The following is a 19,132-nucleotide window of genomic DNA, read 5'->3' as shown; positions in this document are numbered from 1 at the left end:
CGTCAATCGAGGGCTGCTTGTGACAGTTTCAACAGTCTACGCAAATAGGCGCGAAAGGTTATTGCGAAGATATGGCTTTATCGGAAATAAGTGGCAGAATATATCAATAAATTATTTTATGTTGGTAGGAGCTGCCGAGATGGCGATAACGCCCATAACGCTGGATCGTTTTGACCGCCGCATCCTTGAGGTGCTGCAGCAGGAAGGGCGCATTAGTAACCAGGAGCTAGCGGAGCGAATCGGCCTGTCGCCTTCTCCTTGCTTGCGCCGAGTGCGTGCCTTGGAAGAGCATGGATTAATCACCCAGTACCGGGCCGTCGTTGATGCGCGCCCGCTGGGTTACCAACTGATGGCGCTGCTGCATATCTCGATGGACCAGCACACCCCTGAGCGGTTTGATAACTTTGAGCGCCACATCCGTACCATTCCCAACGTGGTGGAGTGCTTGATCATTACCGGGCAAGCAGCGGATTTTCAGCTCAAAATTCTGGTGAAGGATATGGATGATTACCAGCACCTGTTGCTACACGTGATCAACCGCATTGAGGGAGTCACAGGTGCCCATACGAGCTTCGTGTTGCGCCGCGTGTTTGAACATCGCCCTGTGCCCACTTAATGCTTGCGGGCTAATGAAGCATAGGCAGCATTTGTTTGGCAGTTTACACTGCCTTTTTTGATTTCATTAGGAGAATGACCCATGACAATTCAGCGCCATGATACAAAAGCCCGCATGAGCCGTGCCGTAATTCACCAAGGCGTGGCCTATTTATGCGGGCAGGTCGCAGGCCCTGAGGCGCGCCATGGTGATATCAAAGCGCAAACTGAAAGCATGCTGGCGCGGGTAGATGCGCTGCTAAAAGAGATCGGCTCCAGCCGCGAGCAGCTATTAAGCGCCACCATCTACTTGAAAGATGGCAGCGATTTCGCCGCCATGAATGATGTATGGGATGCCTGGGTACCGGAAGGCTATGCACCGGCACGCACATGTGTATGTGCGCCGATGCCCGCCGATGAGCTAAAAGTAGAAATTACCGTTACCACGGCGGTGGATGCGTAAGCGCGACGGGCTTACTTGGTGGGTTTTTCTACCGGAAAGCGGGTGTCGCGTAGGCTGTCTTTGATCTTTTTCAGGTGTGGCAGAAAGTCTTCGCCGCGCCTAAGCGTCACCCCCGTTGCCAGCGCATCAATCAAAGTGAGCTGTATCACCCGGGAGGTCATCGGCATGTAATGGTCGGTGTCTTCTGGGGTAGCGACTTCAAGGGTCGCGGTACACTCCCGCGAGAGCGGGGAGTCGGGGGCAGTAATGCCCAGTACGACGGCCCCTGCCTCCCGAGCGACATTGGCAATGTCGACCAGTTCTCGTGTGCGGCCGGTATAAGAAATAATCACCACCACATCGCCGGTATGGCAGGCGGCGGCCACCATCCTCTGCATCAGCACATCCACGTAGGCCATGACGGGTAGGTTGAAGCGGAAGAATTTATGCTGCGCATCTTGTGCCACGGCACCTGAGGCACCCAGCCCGAAAAAGTGAATCTGCTTCGCTTGCGTTAGGTAATCCACCATCCGTTCTACGGCGGCCATATCCACTTCGCGTTGCGCTTCGTCTAACGCGGCAATGGTGGCCCCAAAGATCTTATGGGTGTACTGAGTCGCGGTATCGCCAGGCTCAACCGCCCGGGTCACGTAAGGCGTGCCGCCTGCTAGGCTTTGGGCCAGTTTGATTTTGAAATCAGGGTAACCTTTCGCACCAAAGTTGCGGCAGAACCGGTTAACGGTAGGTTCGCTGACGCTGGCGGCCTGGGCTAGGCTTGCGATGCTCAGGCTGGTGGCCGCTGCGGGGTCTTCCAGAATAACGTTCGCGACTTTGCGCTCTGAGCGATTCAACTCTTCCAAGCGTTCCCGTAAGCGGTCTAGCAGGTCATGCGCCATTAACTGACTCCGTGGCAAGCGTTAGGTGTGTATGAGGTGTCCAGTCGGTGCACCAGCGATAAAACTCCTCGGCAGGTAGCGGTCGAGCATAGTAATACCCTTGTGCCGCTTCGCAGCCAATTGAACGTAAGTAGTCGGCCTGTGCGGCGGTTTCAATCCCTTCTGCCACGACATCGCAGCCTACCGCATGGGCTAACTGGGTAATGGTGAGTGCCAGATGGCGGTCTACCGCGTCTTTTTCTAGATCCATCACAAAGGCACGATCAATTTTTAGCGTCGAGAAGGGCAGTGTTTTAACGTAAGCCAGCGACGAATGGCCGGTACCAAAATCATCAATGGCAACGGCAATATTTACCTCGGCTAACTGTGCCAGCTGGATACGAGCGTTGTGCATGTCGCTGAGCAGGCCCGACTCGGTCACCTCCAGTGCAAAGAAACGCTCTGGTATTCCATGTTTGGCGAGACGCATGCGTAGGTTTTCGGCGAAGTCTTTGCGCGCCAGCTGGCGAGCCGCGACATTCACCGCGATATGGAACTCATCGTTTAGCAGGCCGCGCTGTCGCCAGGCGGCAATGTGGCGCATGGCTTCTTCCAGCACCCACTCGCCAATCGACAGGATATCACCGCTGGCCTCTGCCAGCGGAATGAAATCAGCGGGTGAGACGTGGCCCAATTCAGGGTGATGCCAGCGTAGCAGCGCTTCAGCGCCAATAATGCGCTGAGTCGTGAGCGACAGCTTGGGCTGAAAAGCGAGCGACATTTCTCCGCGCTGAGTGGCACCTCTAATGGCTTGCTGCAGGTGGAGCCGGTGTCGCTGCTGATTTTCCAACGTTTCGTTATAGCTTTGAAGGCGCAACGAACCGCTTTGCGGCAGCGCCAAAGCGGCCATATGCACCAGCCGTTCGGTGTGAAAGTCGCCCTGAGACCAGCTAATACCAATGCGCGCGTTCAGCGGCAGGAGCAGGTCTCCCAACGACTGGTCGTGTTCAAAGCAACTTAACAAACGTGCGGCTAATTGACGTAGTTCGCTTAGCTCGCCGTTATGGGTAATCACCAACAACTCGCTACCGCCCCAAAGCCCTAGGGTGCTGCCCGCCTCCAGCTGAGCGTTAAGCCGGTGGCTAATGTGCACCATCAACTGGTCAGCAACGCCGTAGCCATGCAGGCGCACCACATCGTCTAAATGATCCAGCGCAATAAATAGCAGGCCCGTTTGGCGGCCTTGCTGGGCGGCATCGGTGAGGTGTTGGGTGAGTGACCGGCGATTTGGGAGCTGGGTGATCGGGTCGGTACGCGACTGACGGTCTAGCTCTTCTGTGCGCTTGGCCACCATCCGTTCCAGTGTTTCGGCCTGCTTGTCACGTACTCGATAGCGGTGCTCGACATCCAGCGTGTTACGAATGCGCTGAAGCACTTCATCGTGTTTAAACGGCTTGGTGAGAAAGTCGCGCACGCCCATGCTTAGCGCGCGATGGCGGGTTTCGTCATCAATCTGAGCGGTTAGGACAATGACCGGCGGCGTTTGGTCGGCGAAGTGTTCTTGCAATTGTGACAGCACGCCATAGCCATCCAAAAACGGCATGCGAATATCGAGCAGTACGAGGTCGGGCAACTGTTGTTGGCAGTAGCTGAGTACATGGCGAGGGTCGCTGATGCCGTGCACGTTGTTGAAGTCGTGGTCATCCAGCAGGTCTAGCAGTAGCTCAACGTTCATGCTGTTGTCGTCAACGATGAGCACGTGTTTATGCGTAAACGTCATGGCGCCGTCCTTGGTGCGTCACTGGCGGAGAATGAGGAGAAATAGTGGTTCAGCGTTCGTGTCAGCTGTTCGATATCAATGGGCTTTGTGAGGTAATCCGTAAAGCCTGCGGCTAAGCCATGCGCGATATCACGCTCCATTGCGTTGGCGGATAGCGCGATGACCGGCAGCGAATGCAGGGCGGGATCATGTTGAATGACGTCTAGCGCCTGGTAGCCATTCATCCCCGGCAAATGGATATCCATAAGTACCAAATCGGGCGGTGAGTAGCGCATAATTTCTAAGCCAAGCTCTGCACTGGTCACCGTTTGAAGCTTAACGTGCGCAAAATCGTCAACGATATCTTCCATGAGCCGTTGGTTAGTCGGGTTATCTTCGATATAAAGCAACTGGTACTGACGCTGTGCGGCTAAGGTGTTTGTGGCAGGCGGTGCAACGGGTTGTTCAGCCACCCCACTGACCTTGGACATGGGCAGGGTAAACCAGAATGTGGAGCCTTCATGAAGCTCGCTGGTGACACCAATACTACCGCCCATCCGCTCGACCAGCTCACGGGTGATCGCTAGGCCAATACCGGTGCCTTCAATGCTGCCATTTTCTGCATCCAGGCGGTTAAACGGCTCGAACAGTTCATCCAAACGCGTATTGTCGATGCCCTTGCCAGTATCGATGACGCTAATCCGTAGAGCCGACTCAAGTGGCGTCACTTCAATCGTAATGGCACCTTGCTCGCGGTTATACTTAATCCCATTAGAAAGCAGATTAAGTAGCACTTGCTTAGTGCGCGTGTAATCTGCCTCAACCATCCATTCACCACTGATGAATGGACGATGTAGCTGAATACCCGCTGCGTCCATACTGGCTTCCAAGGTGCTGCAGGCATCTTCCAGCACCCGTTCAATAGAGATTGGCTCAATCGACATGGTCATGTGGCCCGACTCAATTTTAGCGAGATCGAGCACTTCATTGATCAAACTGAGTAGGTGCTTGCCGCTTTTTTCGATTTGTCCTATCTGACGCTGCTGTTTGTCGTTCAACGGGTCGCGTCGGCCTTTGCCCAGCAGTTGGGCAAAGCCAATAATGGCATTGAGCGGCGTGCGCAGCTCATGGCTCATAGAAGAAAGAAATTCGCTTTTTGCTTTATTGGCTTTCTCTGCTTGATCGCGGGCGGTGGCGAGATCCTGCGTCACCTGCTCGCGCTCAGCCATTTGGCGATACAGATTGATCAGCAGGGCGCAGGTATCGGTAAACGGCTGCAGCCAATCCAGCAGCGCCTGACTCAGCGGCTGTTTGCTGTTGGCGATAGCAAACATGCCAATCAATTGATCGCCGCTAAAGATAGGAGCACCTAGGTAGTTATCGATGCGTGGGTGCCCCGGTGGAAAACCACCGCGCTTGATGTGGTGATACACATCGTCGGTGATGACCACATCGCCATACGCAAACACGCGACCTAGCAGCGAGTCCGGGTTGGTGAGCGTCATGTCACCGCTGCGAAGCATCTCCATTAAATGGCGCGAATCGTCACTCCAGGAGAGGTCCGTAATGGCGTGGATTTTAAGGGCGTTGGTGGTCTCGGTAGGCAGCACTTCGCCAATCAGTGCATAGTCACTGTCGGTTAGCTCGCGCAGCGCTTCCATTAAAAATGTCCACAGCTGCTCGCCGGACATCAGGGCTTGATAGTCGGTGATCCCCTGGTGCAGTACCTTTAACAGGCTCTGCTCTTTATGCATTCGGTGATTGGCATCGTAGACATCGCTTAAGTTGGTCAAAATGCCCAGGAACTCGACGACCTCATTCTGCTCATTATGTATGGCATTAACGGCTAAATGTACGGGGACTAAGTGGCCGTCTTTATGTAAGGCATCGACCTCTCGCCCGCGGCCAATCACCTTTGGGTCGTTACCAGCGAGAAAGCGTGCAATGAAGTGGTCGTGCTCCGCACGAATCGAAGGAGGCGTTAACATCCCGACATTTTGGCCGACGACTTCCTGCTTGGCGTAGCCCAACATCGTTAAGGCAAAGGGGTTGATGCTTAACACATTCCCCAGGTGGTCAATGCGCACAATGCCGGTGGCGCTTTCATTAAACAGCGCCTCGTAGCGGCGGGTGGTTTGCGAGAGGGTGTAGCGCATCTGGTGTTGGCGTAACAGCTCGTCCACTTGGCCCGCTAGGCTTTCCAGGATCTTCATGTCCCGCGCTGAGAAATCACGAGGCTGGTCACTAATCAAACACAGCGTGCCGACGGCAAGTTCGTCAGTGGGTCTTAGTGGATACCCCGCGTAAAAGCGAATATGGGGCATGCCTTTTACTAACGGGTTATCGGCAAAGCGCAGATCGTTGCCCGTATCTTCGATAACTAACGGTGTGTTTGAGGCCACGGCATGGGCACAAAAAGACACTTCGCGACTGGTTTCACAAGCGTCTAATCCAGTATGAGACTTAAACCACTGCCGCTCTTTATCGACCAGTGAGACCAGGGCGGTGGGAACATCAAATAGGTCACAGGCAAGCTGTGTTAGCCGTTCAAAACCCACATCAGCGGGCGTATCGAGAATTCGTAACGCATGCAAAGCCGTCAGGCGCTGGGGTTCGTTATCCGGTAGGTCGGCGGCTCGCATAGCGTTTCCTAAACATGAATGGCGTATAACAGTAAAAAGCGTATTAAAGAATTATCGGACATTAGCCCGCTAGCTTTAGCTAAGCCGCAGTAATTTCAGTAGCCATTGGCGGTAGGGTGGCCGTAGCCAGTGGCTTTGCGATCGCTTGGATTGATAAAACACGCCGCGCAGATGGCTAAAGCGCGCAAAGCCGTGGCGACCATGGTAGGCCCCCGTGCCACTCTCACCGACGCCGCCAAACGGCAGTGACGGTACAGCGTGCTGCAGCAAGGTATCATTAAACACCAGTGCGCCCGAGCGGGTGCTGTGGCGCAACGTCTCCTGCAATGTCTTTTGATGTGTAAAGGCGTAGAGCGCGAGCGGGTGGGGGCGGGCATTGATAAAGCGCAGGGCATCGTCGGTGTGCTTGACGCTAATGACAGGCAGGATGCGACCAAAGATCTCTTCTTGCATCAGGGCTAAGCCTTGATGAGGGTCAATCACCAGTGCCGGTGCATGCGGACCTTGATCCATTACGCGACAACCGTGATCACGCGCCTCTACTAATAGCTGCTCGATACGCGCTTTGTGCACTTCACTGACGTAACCCGTGGCTTCTTTTGCATCGGGCCGCTGCGAGCGGATCGCTCGTTCTAAAGCGTGGATCAGAGTATCCAGGTGGCGGCTTTCAACGAGCACGTAATCTGGCGCAATACAGGTTTGCCCAGCGTTAAAGGCTTTACCAAAGACGATCGACTCAGCGGCACTCTCTATATCGGCATCGCCTGCCACGATTGCTGGCGACTTGCCTCCCAACTCAAGAGTCACTGGGGTGAGGTTAGCGGCGGCTGCCGTAGCAACTTGCCTTCCAATAGCGGTGGAGCCGGTAAACACTAAATGATCAAACGGCAGTTCACTAAACGCCTTAGCGACCTCAGCCCCGCCTTGAACAACACTCAACTCTTCCTGCGTAAAGTATTGCGGCACTAACTTAGCCAGTAGAGTGCTGGTATGGGGAGCCTGCTCGCTGGGTTTTAGCATCACCGTGTTACCCGCCGCGAAAGCATCCACCACGGGCATTAGGCTGAGTGCCCAAGGATAGTTCCAGGGCGCCATCACGCCTATGACGCCGAGCGGCTGCGGTGCCACCTTTGCTCGAGCAGGCCATAGCCGCCATGGGACTCCCTGACGGCGAGGGCGCATCCAGTGCCATAAGTGGCGGCGTGCGTGGCCGATGGCGTGCAACAGCGCGGTGGTTTCAGCCAGGCGGATTTCAACCTCGCTTCGATAACCAAAATCGAGTTGGATAGCGCGCACAATGGCCTGTTGATGGCGCTTGGTCATGCTGGCCAGCCGGGCCAAGCGTTCACGACGAACGGCCAGCGTTGGAAAAGGCGCCTGGCCTGCGGCTTGGCGCTGTGCCTGCAAAAGATCCGTTAAGTCGCGTTTCATGGCCTCTCCTTGGATTCACTGCCATCGACACTACAGGCTTATATTGGCCATCGGTAGCGTGTCCATCAATCGTCAACAATTGTTTGCAAATGAAGGTGTTTCATACCAATTAGGCGTTGGGGTGATACAGTAAGCCATTCGCCACCTATGCCAGTGTGCTATAGGAGATGTTATGCCTTCACACCCGCTTGCTTATTCCATTCTACCTGCCATTGAGGCCGTTGCGGCAAGTCAGTGGGATGCACTGGTCCCTCAGCAGCAGCCCTTTTTGCGCCATGGGTTTTTGCAGGCATTAGAAATCAGCGGTTCGGTAAGCGCCGCTACCGGGTGGGAGCCGTGCCACCTGTGCGTTTGGCAGGGTGCCCAACTGATGGGCGCGATGCCGATGTATCGTAAGCACCACTCCTACGGTGAGTACGTATTCGACTGGGGCTGGGCTGAAGCCTTGGAGAGGGCGGGTGGCGAGTACTACCCCAAAGGGCTGAGCGCGATTCCTTTTACCCCTGTGCCCGGCCCCCGCATGTTGATTGCCCCGGGCGCGGATGCCAACGCTATACGAGCGCAGTTAGCCAGCGCTTGGCGTCAGCAGTGTGAAGCGTTAGGGCTTTCCAGCTGGCATTTGCTTTTTGCCGATGAGCCAGAGGTGGACGCCTGGCAGCGCCAGTGCCCAGAGTTGATTGCCCGTGAAGGCGTGCAGTTTCAGTGGCGCGACCGAGGCTTTGGCGACTTTGAGGGCTTCTTAGCGAGCATGACGTCAAAAAGACGCAAAATGATTAAGCGCGAGCGACGCCTAGTGGCCGACCAAGGTATGACGCTGCATCGTCTAGAAGGTACCGCTATTAGCGATGTCGACATGGCGCACTTTTATCGATGCTACACCATTACTTACCACGAACGTGGCCGTCCGCCCTATCTTAACCACGCCTTTTTTGAACGTTTACGCCAGGTCATGCCTGAAGCGCTGATGCTGGTGCAGGCGCGCTTAGAGGGCCGCCCCGTCGCGGCCGCGCTCTACTTCCAAGCGGGCAATACGCTGTATGGTCGCTATTGGGGGAGCGAGGTAATGGCCGACTGCCTGCACTTCGAAGCCTGCTATTACCAGGGGATTGAGCACTGCCTAGCTAAGGGGCTAACGCTCTTCGACCCGGGCACCCAGGGCGAGCATAAGCTGGTCAGGGGCTTTGCACCACAGCGGGTGCGTTCGCTGCACTATTTAGCGCATCCTGGGCTTGCTGCTGGCGTGGCGCAGTTTTGTCATGAAGAGGGCGTTCATATCATGGCTTATCGCCGCGCCGCCGAGGATGCTTTACCGTTTAAATAATTCCCACGGTGCGCCGGGTCGCTGGACTCTGCCCTTAATGGCATAATGCGCGCCGTTTCCGCTTTCACAAAGGATCTCTGTGATGCACAAATGGCTTGTGGGCCTGCTGCTTGCCGTACTGGGTCTGCTGCAGTACCACCTTTGGCTAGGTAACGGCGGCTGGCAGGATCTTCAGCAGGTAGAGCAGCGAGTAGCCATTCAGGAGGCCGACAACGGCCCACTGCGTGAACGCAATGCCAGGCTGGCAGCGGAAGTCACCGATTTAAAAACTGGGCTTGATGCCATTGAAGAGCGCGCCCGTAGTGATATGGGCATGGTGCGCACCGATGAGCAGTTCTTTTGGGTGCCAGGGGTGGCTATCGAGAACGAGCTGCTTGGTATTCATGCGGGGATGGTGTCTCATCCCGGCACTCCGGTATCCCCTGAGCATCAAGGCAGCGACGAATGAATCCACGCGTATGGCTGGTGGTCCCTGCGGCGGGTCAGGGGAAACGGATGGGAGCAGACAAGCCCAAACAGTATCTGAACCTGCTTGACCGGCCGATCTTCGCCCATACGCTGGCGCGTCTGCACGACGCGTTCCCAGAGGCTCGGCTGGTACTCTGTCTCGATAGCGATGACCGCTGGTTTGACCCCTCTTGGGTGCCATTTGCGCAGTGGCAGCGAGTAGCGGGCGGCACTGAACGCATGCATAGCGTCATAAATGCCTTACAGGCCATGGCCGCCGCCGACACCGATCTGGTGATGGTGCACGACGTTGCGCGCCCCTGTATTACTCGTGAAGACCTTCACGCGCTCTATGAGGCAGCCCAAGCCCATGCGGGAGGCGCCCTATTAGCGATGCCGGTGGCGGATACCATGAAGCGCGACCACGAAGACCAGTTGAGCCACACCACCGAGCCAAGAGATGGGCTATGGCACGCGCTGACCCCTCAAGGGTTTCGCTATTCGCTGTTGTGCCATGCGCTTGAGCAGGCCCAGCGTCTGGGCACCGTGGTGACCGACGAAGCCTCGGCGATTGAAGCGCTGGGTGAAGCGCCACGTTTAGTTAAAGGACGTCGCGATAACCTAAAAGTCACCCACCCTGATGACTTAGCCCTAGCAGCCGCTATTTTGGCTGCCCAAGCGGCAACTGCCAGTAACAGGAGTTCCTAATGCGAATTGGTCACGGATTTGATGTACACCGCTTTGGGCCGGGGGATCACTTAATGATCGGCGGCGTGAAGCTGCCGTTTGAACACGGGTTCGTTGCCCACTCCGATGGTGATGTGCTGCTCCATGCGATTAGCGACGCGCTCTTGGGTGCATGCGCGCTGGGCGATATTGGCCGCCACTTTCCTGATACCGACCCCGCCTGGAAAGGGGCCGATAGCCGCGGCCTGCTTCGCCATGTGGTAGCCCTGGTGCGCAGTGAAGGCTTTAATGTCGTGAATCTGGATGCCACGTTGATGGCACAAGCCCCCAAAATGGCTCCTCATATTGATGCCATGCGCGCGGTTATAGCAGAAGACTTAGGCGTGAGCCTGGGGCAAGTCAACGTGAAGGCCACCACCACCGAACGCCTTGGATTTACCGGGCGCGGAGAGGGGATCGCTGCTGAAGCAGTGGTGCTGCTGGCCGCTCATGGGGCGCTGAATGCTTAATCTTCCTGCATGGCAGCGCAGCCTAACGCCCACGTTTGGCGTGCCCGCACCAGGCCAATACCGTGCGCAGCCGGAAGATTTTATCGTCGATGAGCAGCTCGACTTTACCCCTGAAGCCCACGGAGAACACTTGTGGCTGCGGCTTGAAAAGCGCAACCAAACCACGTTAGATGTGGTGAAGCAGCTCAGTCGGCTGTGTGGCGTCACGCTCAGGGATATTGGCTACTCCGGTATGAAAGACCGCGTAGCAGTCACCCGCCAGTGGCTCAGCGTTCATTTACCCGGACGCGAAGCCCCCGCAGATTTACCTGCTTCCCTGGCAGCGTTAGGGGTAGTCGTGCTTGAGCAGGCGCGCCATCCGCGCAAGCTCAAGCGTGGCGTGCATCGCACGAATCACTTCACGCTGCGCCTAAGTGGAGAGGCGGTAGCCGCTAGCGAATTGATGCCGCGCTGGGAGGCCCTATGTGCCCACGGTGTGCCTAACTATTTCGGCCATCAACGCTTTGGTGCAGGCGCGCGCAACTTACAGCGCGCTGAAGCGGTGCTGGCAAAAGGCTGGCGTAAGCGCGATGACCGGCAAGGCATGATGCTCTCCACCGCGCGCAGCTTTCTCTTTAATGAGCTGTTAAGCGCCCGGCTGCAAGACGGTAACTGGTGCCAGCCGATTGGCGGGGATACCTTGATGCTGGACGGCACTCAGAGTGTTTTTGGTATCGACTCGGTAGAAGAGAGCGTGCTGGCGCGCGCCGCTGCGCTGGATGTGCACCCAACCGGCATGCTGTGGGGCGTTGGGCGCCAAGCAGGCGGAGAAGCGGGGGCGTATGAAGCGCGGCTCGCTGCACAGCACCCGACACTGTGTGAAGGGCTTGAGAAAAGCGGCGTGAAGCGCGGCCAGCGTGCCCTGCGCGCCCGGCTGATCGCGCCACAGATCACGGTTGAGGAAAACGCTGTGCTGCTCTCGTTTGCACTGCCACGAGGCAGCTTTGCCACGGCGGTGATTGGCGAGTTAATTCATCATCCCGATACGGCATAACGCTAAGGTGAGGAGATTCTGATGCGGCGACTGCTGCTTTCTAATGATGACGGTGTTCACGCCCCTGGCCTTCGGGCGCTTTATGAAGCGTTAACACCCCACGCCAATCTGCGTGTGGTTGCCCCAGACCGCGACCGCAGCGGTGCCAGTAATTCACTGACGCTGTCACGCCCGCTCTCTCTAAGCGCTTTAGATAACGGCTTTTATAGCGTTGACGGTACCCCGGCAGACTGCGTCTATTTAGGGGTTAACGGCATTTGGGATGAGCGGCCGGATTTAGTGATTTCAGGGATTAACCACGGCAGTAATCTTGGCGATGACGTGCTCTATTCCGGCACGGTAGCCGCCGCGATGGAAGGGCGTAACCTAGGCATGACAGCGATTGCCATGTCTCTGTGCGGCAGCCACCATTTTGCAACGGCGGCAAGGTTCGCTGCGAGCCTTATTGGCGCTGCTGATCAGCTATCGTTACCGCCCCGCACATTGCTCAATGTGAACGTACCCGACCTTCCCTGGGAAGAGATCAAAGGCGTTAAAGTCACCCGTTTAGGGTATCGCGGCCCTGCCGAGAAGCCGGTGCCTGTTCAAGATCCTCGCGGACGCACCCGCTACTGGATTGCTCCGGTGGCGGCCAACGCCGACGACGGAGAAGACACCGATTTTGCGGCTATCGAGGCAGGCTACGTGTCGATTACGCCGCTGCAAACCGATTTAACGCGCCACCCAGCGCGCCGCGATGTGCAGGACTGGTTGGATGCTTTTGCCTGAGCTATCCCAGGGTGAACTGCGCGGTCGTGGAATGACCTCCCAGCGCACCCGTGACCGCATGATTGAGCGTCTGCTTGCGCAGGGCGTTCGAAACCAGCGTGTCTTGGACGTAATGGCCAGCGAGCCTCGTCACCTGTTTGTCGATGAGGCGCTGGCCCACCGGGCTTATGAAGATACCGCGCTGCCTATTGGTTTTGGGCAAACGCTTTCTCAGCCGCTCACGGTGGCGCGCATGACCGAACTAGTGCTGCGCGCAGCGCCTCGACGCGTGCTGGAAGTAGGCACCGGCTCAGGCTATCAAACGCTGATTTTGTCGCGACTGGTAGAAACGCTTTACTCCGTCGAGCGAATCTATACGCTGCACGAGCGAGCGGCTGAACGATTGTGGCGGCTTGATGCACTAGCGACGTTAGCCGTCGCGGATGGCGGCGAAGGCTGGCCCGAAGCCGCCCCCTTTGACGTTATTCTGCTGACGGCCTGTGCCCAAACACTGCCCGAGGCGCTGTTAGAGCAGTTAAGCCACGATGGCGTCATGATTGCGCCGTTGGAAGAGTCAGACGGCAGCCAGTGGCTGACTCAAATTAAACGCATTGGCTCTGCCTTTGAAAAGCGACGGCTTGAACCCGTGCGCTTTGTACCTTTATTGCAAGGAGTGGTGGATTGAAGCGTCGACCCATAGGACTGTTCTTAAAAGGCGCCGGGATGGGCGCTGCCGATGCAGTTCCCGGCGTATCGGGAGGCACGATTGCCTTTATCACCGGTATTTACGAAGAGTTAATTAATACCATTAAGCAGTTTGGCCCTAGCGCCTTTGGTGCTTGGCGTCGTGGCGGCTGGAAAGGCGTCGCGCGGCACTTAAACTTAGCGTTTTTAATACCGTTACTACTAGGGGTTGCCGTCAGCCTCGTCAGTGTCGCCCATCTCGCACTATGGCTAATGGAGGCGTATCCGCTGCTGCTAGAAGGTTTTTTCTTCGGATTAGTGGCGGCCTCCGCCTTAGTGGTCGGACAAGCGGGGCAGCGATGGAAAATTTGGTACTTGCTACCGCTAGCTATTGGCTTGATGCTTGCCAAACTGCTGCCTGGCATGATGCCGCTAGTGCTCATGGTCGGTAACGAATCGTTAGTGGTCATGATCGCCGGTGCGATTGCCATTAGTGCCATGCTGCTGCCTGGCGTATCTGGTAGCTTCCTATTGCTCACGATGGGTCTCTACGGCACCATCATGGGAGCTATCCGCAGCTTCGATATCGGTATCATCATTTTATTTGGAATGGGCTGTGTGGTGGGGCTTGCGCTCTCATCGCGCTTGTTGTCCTGGTTGCTGCGACGCTATTACGGCGCAACGCTACAGCTGTTGTTGGGGTTTATTGTCGGTTCACTACCGGTTCTCTGGCCCTGGCGTGAGCTGTTACGCTACCAATTAGGCCCCGATGGGCAGATGATTCCGCTGGATTATCGCTATTTGTTGCCCAGCGACTACGCCGTGCTGACAGGGGCGTCGGCACAGGTAGTGGGTGTAATCACGTTGATGGCAGTGGGAGCGCTGATGGTCGTACTATTGAACCGCCGCGCGGCCACTCATGCCCAGCATCATTCAACAGACAGTCGTTCCATTGATCGTTAGCACGGCGTTGAACAAGGAGTAGGGTTTGCATGCGTAAGGTTTTTATGATGACGGTGCTCGCACTGGCAGTCAGTGGTTGTGCCAGTCAGCAGTCAAATACCCCCCAAGTACGCGATTTAAGCGATGCTCGCCGTGCGGTTGAAAATTCACCGCAGTACACCGTGAAAGCGGGCGACACGCTTTACGGCATCGCTTGGCAACACAATCTCGATTATCGCCAATTAGCGGCTATCAACAATATTGCTGCGCCCTACCAAATCCACCCTGGCCAAACCATTGCGCTGCGTGAAGGCGCAGGCGGTGCATCTGCGCAGCCAAGTGCCCCTCAAGTCGCGAGCACTGGCGTAGTGGCAACAGGACTTCAGCCACAGGCAACCGCTGTCGCCAGCAACGACCAGGAGCTGGATTGGCTGCTGCCTGACGAAAGCGCTATTGAGCGCAACCAGCGGCTCACGGCTGAACGTTCGGCGGTAGAAGCCCCTCAGCAGGTGGCCGCCGCCGCGAATACCTCGGCAGAGCCTGCGAATACACAGCCGCCAGCTGAGCCTGCTCCAACACCCGAACCCACGCCGGAGCCAACGCCAGAACCCGAGCCTGAACCAGCGCCTGCCGCTGAGCCAGAGCCAGAGCCTGCGGCACAGCCAACGCAAGCTGCCCGTACAGACCGCTCGTCGCGTACCTTCACACCGGCTGAAAATATTGATTGGCGCTGGCCAACCGATGGGCAAGTGAGCGGTGAATTTGGCCAAGGCGGCAGCATTACTGCCGGGATTGATATCACTGGGCAAAAGGGGCAACCTGTTCGGGCGGCAGGGCCCGGTATTGTGGTCTATGCCGGTAGCGGTGTGCGCGGCTACGGTAACTTAATACTACTGAAGCATAACGATCAGTTTCTTAGTGCCTACGCACATAATGATAGTTTAAGCGTCAAAGAGAATGATGTCGTCGAGGCAGGTGAAGTGATTGCCACGATGGGCGATAGCGATGCAGATGCGGTTAAACTGCATTTTGAGGTGCGCCGCGATGGCCAGCCGCAAAATCCGTTGGACTATCTGCCGTCTCGCTAGCCATCACCTAAAGCACCGATTAGCAATACCCGAATAGCTGAACTAGGGCGTCATATAACAATAAGGTGTATGCGCACAGGGAGTGCGACCACCCTTACTTTTCGAAATGGCGGTTAGGCGAGACAACGGGGGTATGACCATGAGTATGCTGGAGAAGGACCTACAGGAGATTGACCTGGATGAAGTTGAAGAGGCGTTAGATGACGCTGACGACGACGCCACGGCAGAAGAGGATGCGTTTGAAAAAGCGCTGGGCCGTGAAGACCGTCAATCGACTCAAAGCTTGGATGCGACACAGATCTACCTCAACGAGATTGGCTTTTCTCCGCTGCTGACGCCGGAAGAGGAAGTGTACTACGGCCGCCTAGCGCGCAAAGGCGATGCGCTTGGCCGCTCTAGGATGATCGAATCCAACCTGCGCTTGGTGGTCAAGATTGCCAGACGCTACCTGAACCGGGGCTTAACACTGCTCGATTTGATCGAGGAGGGGAATCTTGGTTTGATCCGCGCGGTCGAGAAGTTCGACCCGGAGCGGGGCTTCCGCTTCTCTACTTACGCCACGTGGTGGATTCGCCAGACCATTGAGCGTGCGCTGATGAACCAGACGCGTACTATTCGTCTGCCGATTCACGTGGTGAAAGAGCTCAACATTTATCTGCGCGCTGCCCGTGAGCTGACCCAAAAGCTGGATCACGAGGCCACCGCTGAAGAGATTGCCGAACATCTTGATAAGCCGGTTGAAACGGTCAAGAAAATGTTGGGCCTCAACGAGCGGGTGTCTTCAGTGGATTACCCCATGGGTGGCGACAGCGATAAGCCGCTGATTGACACGCTCACCGACGATGAGGTGCTGGGGCCAGAAGCGTGCTTGGTGGATGGCGATGTACGCGAGCACGTGGACCACTGGTTGGATGAGCTAAGCGAGAAGCAGCGCGAGGTAGTGGTGCGTCGCTTTGGTTTACGCGGTCATGAAGCCGCCACTTTAGAAGAAGTGGGCGCTGAAATTGGCCTAACGCGTGAGCGTGTGCGTCAAATTCAGGTGGAAGCGTTAAAGAAGCTGCGCCGCTCGCTGGAAAAACAGGGGCTTTCCCTCGACGCGATTTTCGAGAGTTAATCCACGTTAGAGAGTTAAGTCAGCCATACTGGCCGAGCTTCGTCAGGCACTCATCGCGCACCGAGTCACCCGCTCGGTGCGCTGTTGTTAGGGCCGACCATTTTTTATTCAAGCCATACGCACTGCTCAACGCCCCTTGCTTGCCCTGCGAGCAGGACAATTGAGCACCTAGTGTTAGTGAGAGAGTGAGAGAGCCATGCGCCCGTTAGTGGCCCATATTGATTTGGACGCCCTGCGTCACAACTATCAACTGGCGTGCCTCTGCGCTCCGCAAAGCCGCTCAGTTGCTGTGATTAAAGCCGATGCCTATGGGCACGGTGCACTGGCCTGTGCCCGCGCCTTAGAAGCCGATGTCCCGGCGTTTGCCGTAGCGTGTATCGAAGAAGCGCTTAGCCTGCGGGAAGGAGGCATTAGCGCGCCTATTGTGCTGCTAGAGGGCATTTTTAGTGCCGATGAGCTGGCGCTCGTTGACCAGCATCGCCTATGGATCAGTGTACACAGCGCATGGCAGGTCGAGGCGCTGCTGGCCTATTCGCCTCGGCAGCCTATTCCTGTGTGGCTAAAAGTGGACTCTGGCATGCACCGGCTGGGGTTCTCACCTGAAGAAGCGCCCAGCGTCTGGCAGCGGTTGGTCAACGCCCCCCAAGTGACGGCGCTACACCTGATGAGTCACTTTGCCACCGCCGATGCCCAAGACGCCAGCTACTTCAACCGTCAGATGGCTGCTCTGCAAGCGTTAGCCGCTGAGTTGAATGCGCCGCTATGCTTGGCCAACTCACCGGCCACGCTGGCCTGGCCTGCCGCCCATGGCGACTGGAACCGTCCCGGCGTGATGCTCTATGGCAGCGACCCATTAGAAGTGGCCAACGACATCACCCAGCAGTTACGCCCTGTTATGTCCTTGCGCTCTGAAATTATGGCGCTGCGTGAACTAGCCGTGGGGGAGCAGGTGGGGTATGGCGGTCGCTGGAAAGCCAAACGCCCCTCTAAGATTGCCGTGGTTGCCGCAGGTTATGGTGATGGCTATGACCGCCACGCGGTCGATGGTACACCGGTACTGGTCAACGGCCAGCGCTGCCCCATCGCCGGTAAGGTCTCCATGGACATGCTGACGGTGGACGTCACCGACGTACCCGATGCGGTGATTGGAAGCGAAGTAGTGCTCTGGGGCACGGCCAGCAATGGCGCAGTGCTGCCGGTGGATGAAGTAGCCCGCTATTGCGATACCATTAGCTATACCCTACTGACTGGGGTGCTGCCCAGAGCGCCGCGGCGCTATCATGGGGCTCACGTTTAAACGGTTACCTGTATGTCAAAAGCGTCTTATCCGCGCTCCTTTGCGCACCCTCGTTACTGGCCGACATGGCTGGCGATTGGCCTGATGTATGTGGCTGCCTGGCTGCCCTGGCGTCTCAAACTATGGGTAGGCAAGGCCATTGGCCTGCTGGCATGGCGATTTGTGAAGCGCCGTCGGCACATCACGGCCACCAACATCGCACTTTGCTTTCCTGAAAAAAGTGCCGACGAGCAGCGCCAACTGGTTAAAGAGACCTTTATCGCCAACGGCATTGGCTTGGTGGAAACCGCCACCGGCTGGTGCCGTGATGCAGAGGGGCTGCACCATCGCGTGGCCTATCACGGGCAGGAGCACCTTGCTCGTGCCAAAGCCCAGGGTAAGGGCGTGCTGGTGGTGGGTATTCACTTCTCAACGTTGGATTTAGGCGGTGCACTGCACTCGCTATTCTTCCCAGCCGATGTGGTTTATCGACCCCACAACAATCCGCTGTTCGAGCGCTTTATGACCCGTGCCCGCTCGCGTATCTTCGGTCAAGCCATTGATCGCCATGATTTGCGCGGTGTGGTGCGCCGTATCAAAGCGGGGCATATTGTTTGGTACTCACCGGATCAGGATTTTGGCCGCGATGTGAGCGTATTCGCACCGCTGTTTGGCCAGCAGGCGGCGACGATTCGTCTTACGGCCAAAATTGCCAAAATGACGGGTGCCCCCGTGGTGCCGCTGATGTTCCACCGCAATCCGGATAACCGCACCTACACCATTGAGTGTTTGCCTGCCTTTGACAATTTCCCTAGTGGCGACGAAATGGCCGATGCCACGCGGGTGAATGCCTTTATCGAACGGGCGATTCGTAAGCACCCTGAGCAGTACCTGTGGCTGCATCGACGCTTTAAAACCCGTCCAGAGGGCGAGGCAGGTTTTTACTAACCTCATTCATAAATACCACAAAAAAAAGCCGCCCGAGGGCGGCTCAGACTGCTGACGAACCCACCTATTTTGGTGGGTTCGTTGCTTTTAGAGTAGGCGTACACTCGTGGCCTGACTCATAACCCTCATCGCGCGGTCTCAACTCATCACCGGGCATAACGACTTCTGACGAGCTAGAGATGCCCTCAGGTGACGTAACAACGTGCCAAAAAGCCGGCGCCAACGCGCCTGCGCGATTTTCTTGAGGTTCTGACAGGCTGCGGCCAGCAGACACTGCTCTTTAACGCGCTCCAAGCCTCGCATTCGTGCATAGCGGTGCCCGTGCAACTGCTTGGCGTCGGCGAAGCTGCGCTCCACCGTCTCCTTGCGTCGCTGATAGAGCTTCTTGCCTGGTTCTGTCAGCCGTCGGGCATCCACCCGATCCTTGTCGTCCTGCCAGACGTGCCGTGTGACCGTTTTTATCTGCTTGGCGTTGCGGGTACAGGTCACCAGCCGAGGGCAGCCCCGGCAGATCTTAGGATCACTGCGATAGTGGCGGTAGCCATGTCGATCCGTGGTGGCATAGATCAGCGATTGGCCCTCTGGGCACTGAT

Annotated in this window: 19 protein-coding genes; 14 read left to right on the top strand and 5 right to left on the bottom strand. The window is 56.8% G+C overall.

Translation table 11 applies throughout. The features are described from left to right. Window positions 1-139 precede the first annotated feature (139 nt). Together R0J87_RS03435 and R0J87_RS03430 are read left to right on the top strand one after the other, a co-directional pair. Window positions 140-616, top strand: coding sequence for an Lrp/AsnC family transcriptional regulator (locus tag R0J87_RS03435; protein WP_404343176.1), 477 nt, complete (start codon window positions 140-142; stop codon window positions 614-616). 81 nt (window positions 617-697) lie between these two features. Then, complete coding sequence (locus R0J87_RS03430; RefSeq protein ID WP_404343175.1) at window positions 698-1,057, top strand: RidA family protein; 360 nt, start codon at window positions 698-700, stop codon at window positions 1,055-1,057. Between the two features lie 11 nt (window positions 1,058-1,068). Here R0J87_RS03430 and R0J87_RS03425 read toward each other — a convergent pair whose 3' ends face one another. From R0J87_RS03425 to R0J87_RS03410, 4 genes are all read right to left on the bottom strand, one after another. Beyond that, window positions 1,069-1,932: a MurR/RpiR family transcriptional regulator gene (locus tag R0J87_RS03425; RefSeq protein WP_498884401.1), complete on the bottom strand. Its 864-nt coding sequence runs from the start codon at window positions 1,930-1,932 to the stop codon at window positions 1,069-1,071. Beyond that, on the bottom strand, window positions 1,922-3,691 hold the full coding sequence (locus R0J87_RS03420) for a GGDEF/EAL domain-containing response regulator (protein ID WP_498884399.1): 1,770 nt from the start codon (window positions 3,689-3,691) through the stop codon (window positions 1,922-1,924). Before R0J87_RS03420 ends, R0J87_RS03425 begins: the two co-directional genes overlap by 11 nt. Beyond that, on the bottom strand, window positions 3,688-6,312 hold the full coding sequence (locus R0J87_RS03415) for an ATP-binding protein (protein ID WP_498884397.1): 2,625 nt from the start codon (window positions 6,310-6,312) through the stop codon (window positions 3,688-3,690). Before R0J87_RS03415 ends, R0J87_RS03420 begins: the two co-directional genes overlap by 4 nt. Before the next feature lie 75 nt (window positions 6,313-6,387). Then, a complete protein-coding gene (locus R0J87_RS03410) occupies window positions 6,388-7,743 on the bottom strand; it encodes an aldehyde dehydrogenase family protein (RefSeq protein WP_498884396.1) in 1,356 nt (451 codons plus the stop codon). A gap of 172 nt (window positions 7,744-7,915) precedes the next feature. On the opposite strand from R0J87_RS03410, the gene R0J87_RS03405 reads away from it, so the two are divergent. From R0J87_RS03405 to lpxL, 12 genes are all read left to right on the top strand, one after another. Then, complete coding sequence (locus R0J87_RS03405) at window positions 7,916-9,064, top strand: GNAT family N-acetyltransferase (RefSeq protein ID WP_498884394.1); 1,149 nt, start codon at window positions 7,916-7,918, stop codon at window positions 9,062-9,064. Between the two features lie 82 nt (window positions 9,065-9,146). Next, window positions 9,147-9,512, top strand: a complete 366-nt coding sequence (gene ftsB, locus R0J87_RS03400) for a cell division protein FtsB (RefSeq protein ID WP_404343169.1) — start codon at window positions 9,147-9,149, stop codon at window positions 9,510-9,512. Continuing rightward, complete coding sequence (ispD, locus tag R0J87_RS03395; protein WP_498884392.1) at window positions 9,509-10,219, top strand: 2-C-methyl-D-erythritol 4-phosphate cytidylyltransferase; 711 nt, start codon at window positions 9,509-9,511, stop codon at window positions 10,217-10,219. Before ftsB ends, ispD begins: the two co-directional genes overlap by 4 nt. Next, window positions 10,219-10,707, top strand: a complete 489-nt coding sequence (ispF, locus tag R0J87_RS03390) for a 2-C-methyl-D-erythritol 2,4-cyclodiphosphate synthase (protein WP_404343167.1) — start codon at window positions 10,219-10,221, stop codon at window positions 10,705-10,707. The genes ispD and ispF overlap by 1 nt, the downstream gene beginning before the upstream one ends. Continuing rightward, a complete protein-coding gene (gene truD / locus R0J87_RS03385; protein WP_498884390.1) occupies window positions 10,700-11,740 on the top strand; it encodes a tRNA pseudouridine(13) synthase TruD in 1,041 nt (346 codons plus the stop codon). Before ispF ends, truD begins: the two co-directional genes overlap by 8 nt. 21 nt (window positions 11,741-11,761) lie before the next feature. Then, on the top strand, window positions 11,762-12,508 hold the full coding sequence (gene surE, locus R0J87_RS03380) for a 5'/3'-nucleotidase SurE (RefSeq protein WP_404463755.1): 747 nt from the start codon (window positions 11,762-11,764) through the stop codon (window positions 12,506-12,508). Next, window positions 12,495-13,172, top strand: a complete 678-nt coding sequence (locus tag R0J87_RS03375) for a protein-L-isoaspartate(D-aspartate) O-methyltransferase (RefSeq protein ID WP_498884388.1) — start codon at window positions 12,495-12,497, stop codon at window positions 13,170-13,172. The genes surE and R0J87_RS03375 overlap by 14 nt, the downstream gene beginning before the upstream one ends. Beyond that, window positions 13,169-14,134, top strand: coding sequence for a DUF368 domain-containing protein (locus R0J87_RS03370; RefSeq protein ID WP_404343163.1), 966 nt, complete (start codon window positions 13,169-13,171; stop codon window positions 14,132-14,134). The genes R0J87_RS03375 and R0J87_RS03370 overlap by 4 nt, the downstream gene beginning before the upstream one ends. A 29-nt stretch (window positions 14,135-14,163) precedes the next feature. Beyond that, the gene (locus R0J87_RS03365) at window positions 14,164-15,201 is read left to right on the top strand and encodes a peptidoglycan DD-metalloendopeptidase family protein (RefSeq protein ID WP_498884386.1); all 1,038 of its coding nucleotides are present in this window, start codon (window positions 14,164-14,166) and stop codon (window positions 15,199-15,201) included. A gap of 139 nt (window positions 15,202-15,340) precedes the next feature. Further along, window positions 15,341-16,315: an RNA polymerase sigma factor RpoS gene (gene rpoS, locus R0J87_RS03360; RefSeq protein ID WP_188639137.1), complete on the top strand. Its 975-nt coding sequence runs from the start codon at window positions 15,341-15,343 to the stop codon at window positions 16,313-16,315. Between the two features lie 196 nt (window positions 16,316-16,511). Continuing rightward, on the top strand, window positions 16,512-17,612 hold the full coding sequence (gene alr, locus R0J87_RS03355) for an alanine racemase (RefSeq protein ID WP_498884384.1): 1,101 nt from the start codon (window positions 16,512-16,514) through the stop codon (window positions 17,610-17,612). Between the two features lie 12 nt (window positions 17,613-17,624). Further along, on the top strand, window positions 17,625-18,539 hold the full coding sequence (lpxL, locus tag R0J87_RS03350; protein ID WP_498884382.1) for an LpxL/LpxP family Kdo(2)-lipid IV(A) lauroyl/palmitoleoyl acyltransferase: 915 nt from the start codon (window positions 17,625-17,627) through the stop codon (window positions 18,537-18,539). A 138-nt stretch (window positions 18,540-18,677) separates the two neighbouring features. Here lpxL and R0J87_RS03345 read toward each other — a convergent pair. Continuing rightward, on the bottom strand, window positions 18,678-19,132 hold a 455-nt coding region (locus R0J87_RS03345), incomplete at its 5' end, for a transposase (RefSeq protein ID WP_498884380.1).

It is taken from the genome of Halomonas sp. SIMBA_159, from assembly GCF_046536035.1.
Taxonomy (GTDB): Bacteria; Pseudomonadota; Gammaproteobacteria; order Pseudomonadales; family Halomonadaceae; genus Vreelandella; species Vreelandella venusta_A.
The sequence above is the reverse complement of the archived record's forward strand: the minus strand, read 5'-3'. Positions and strand labels throughout refer to the sequence as shown.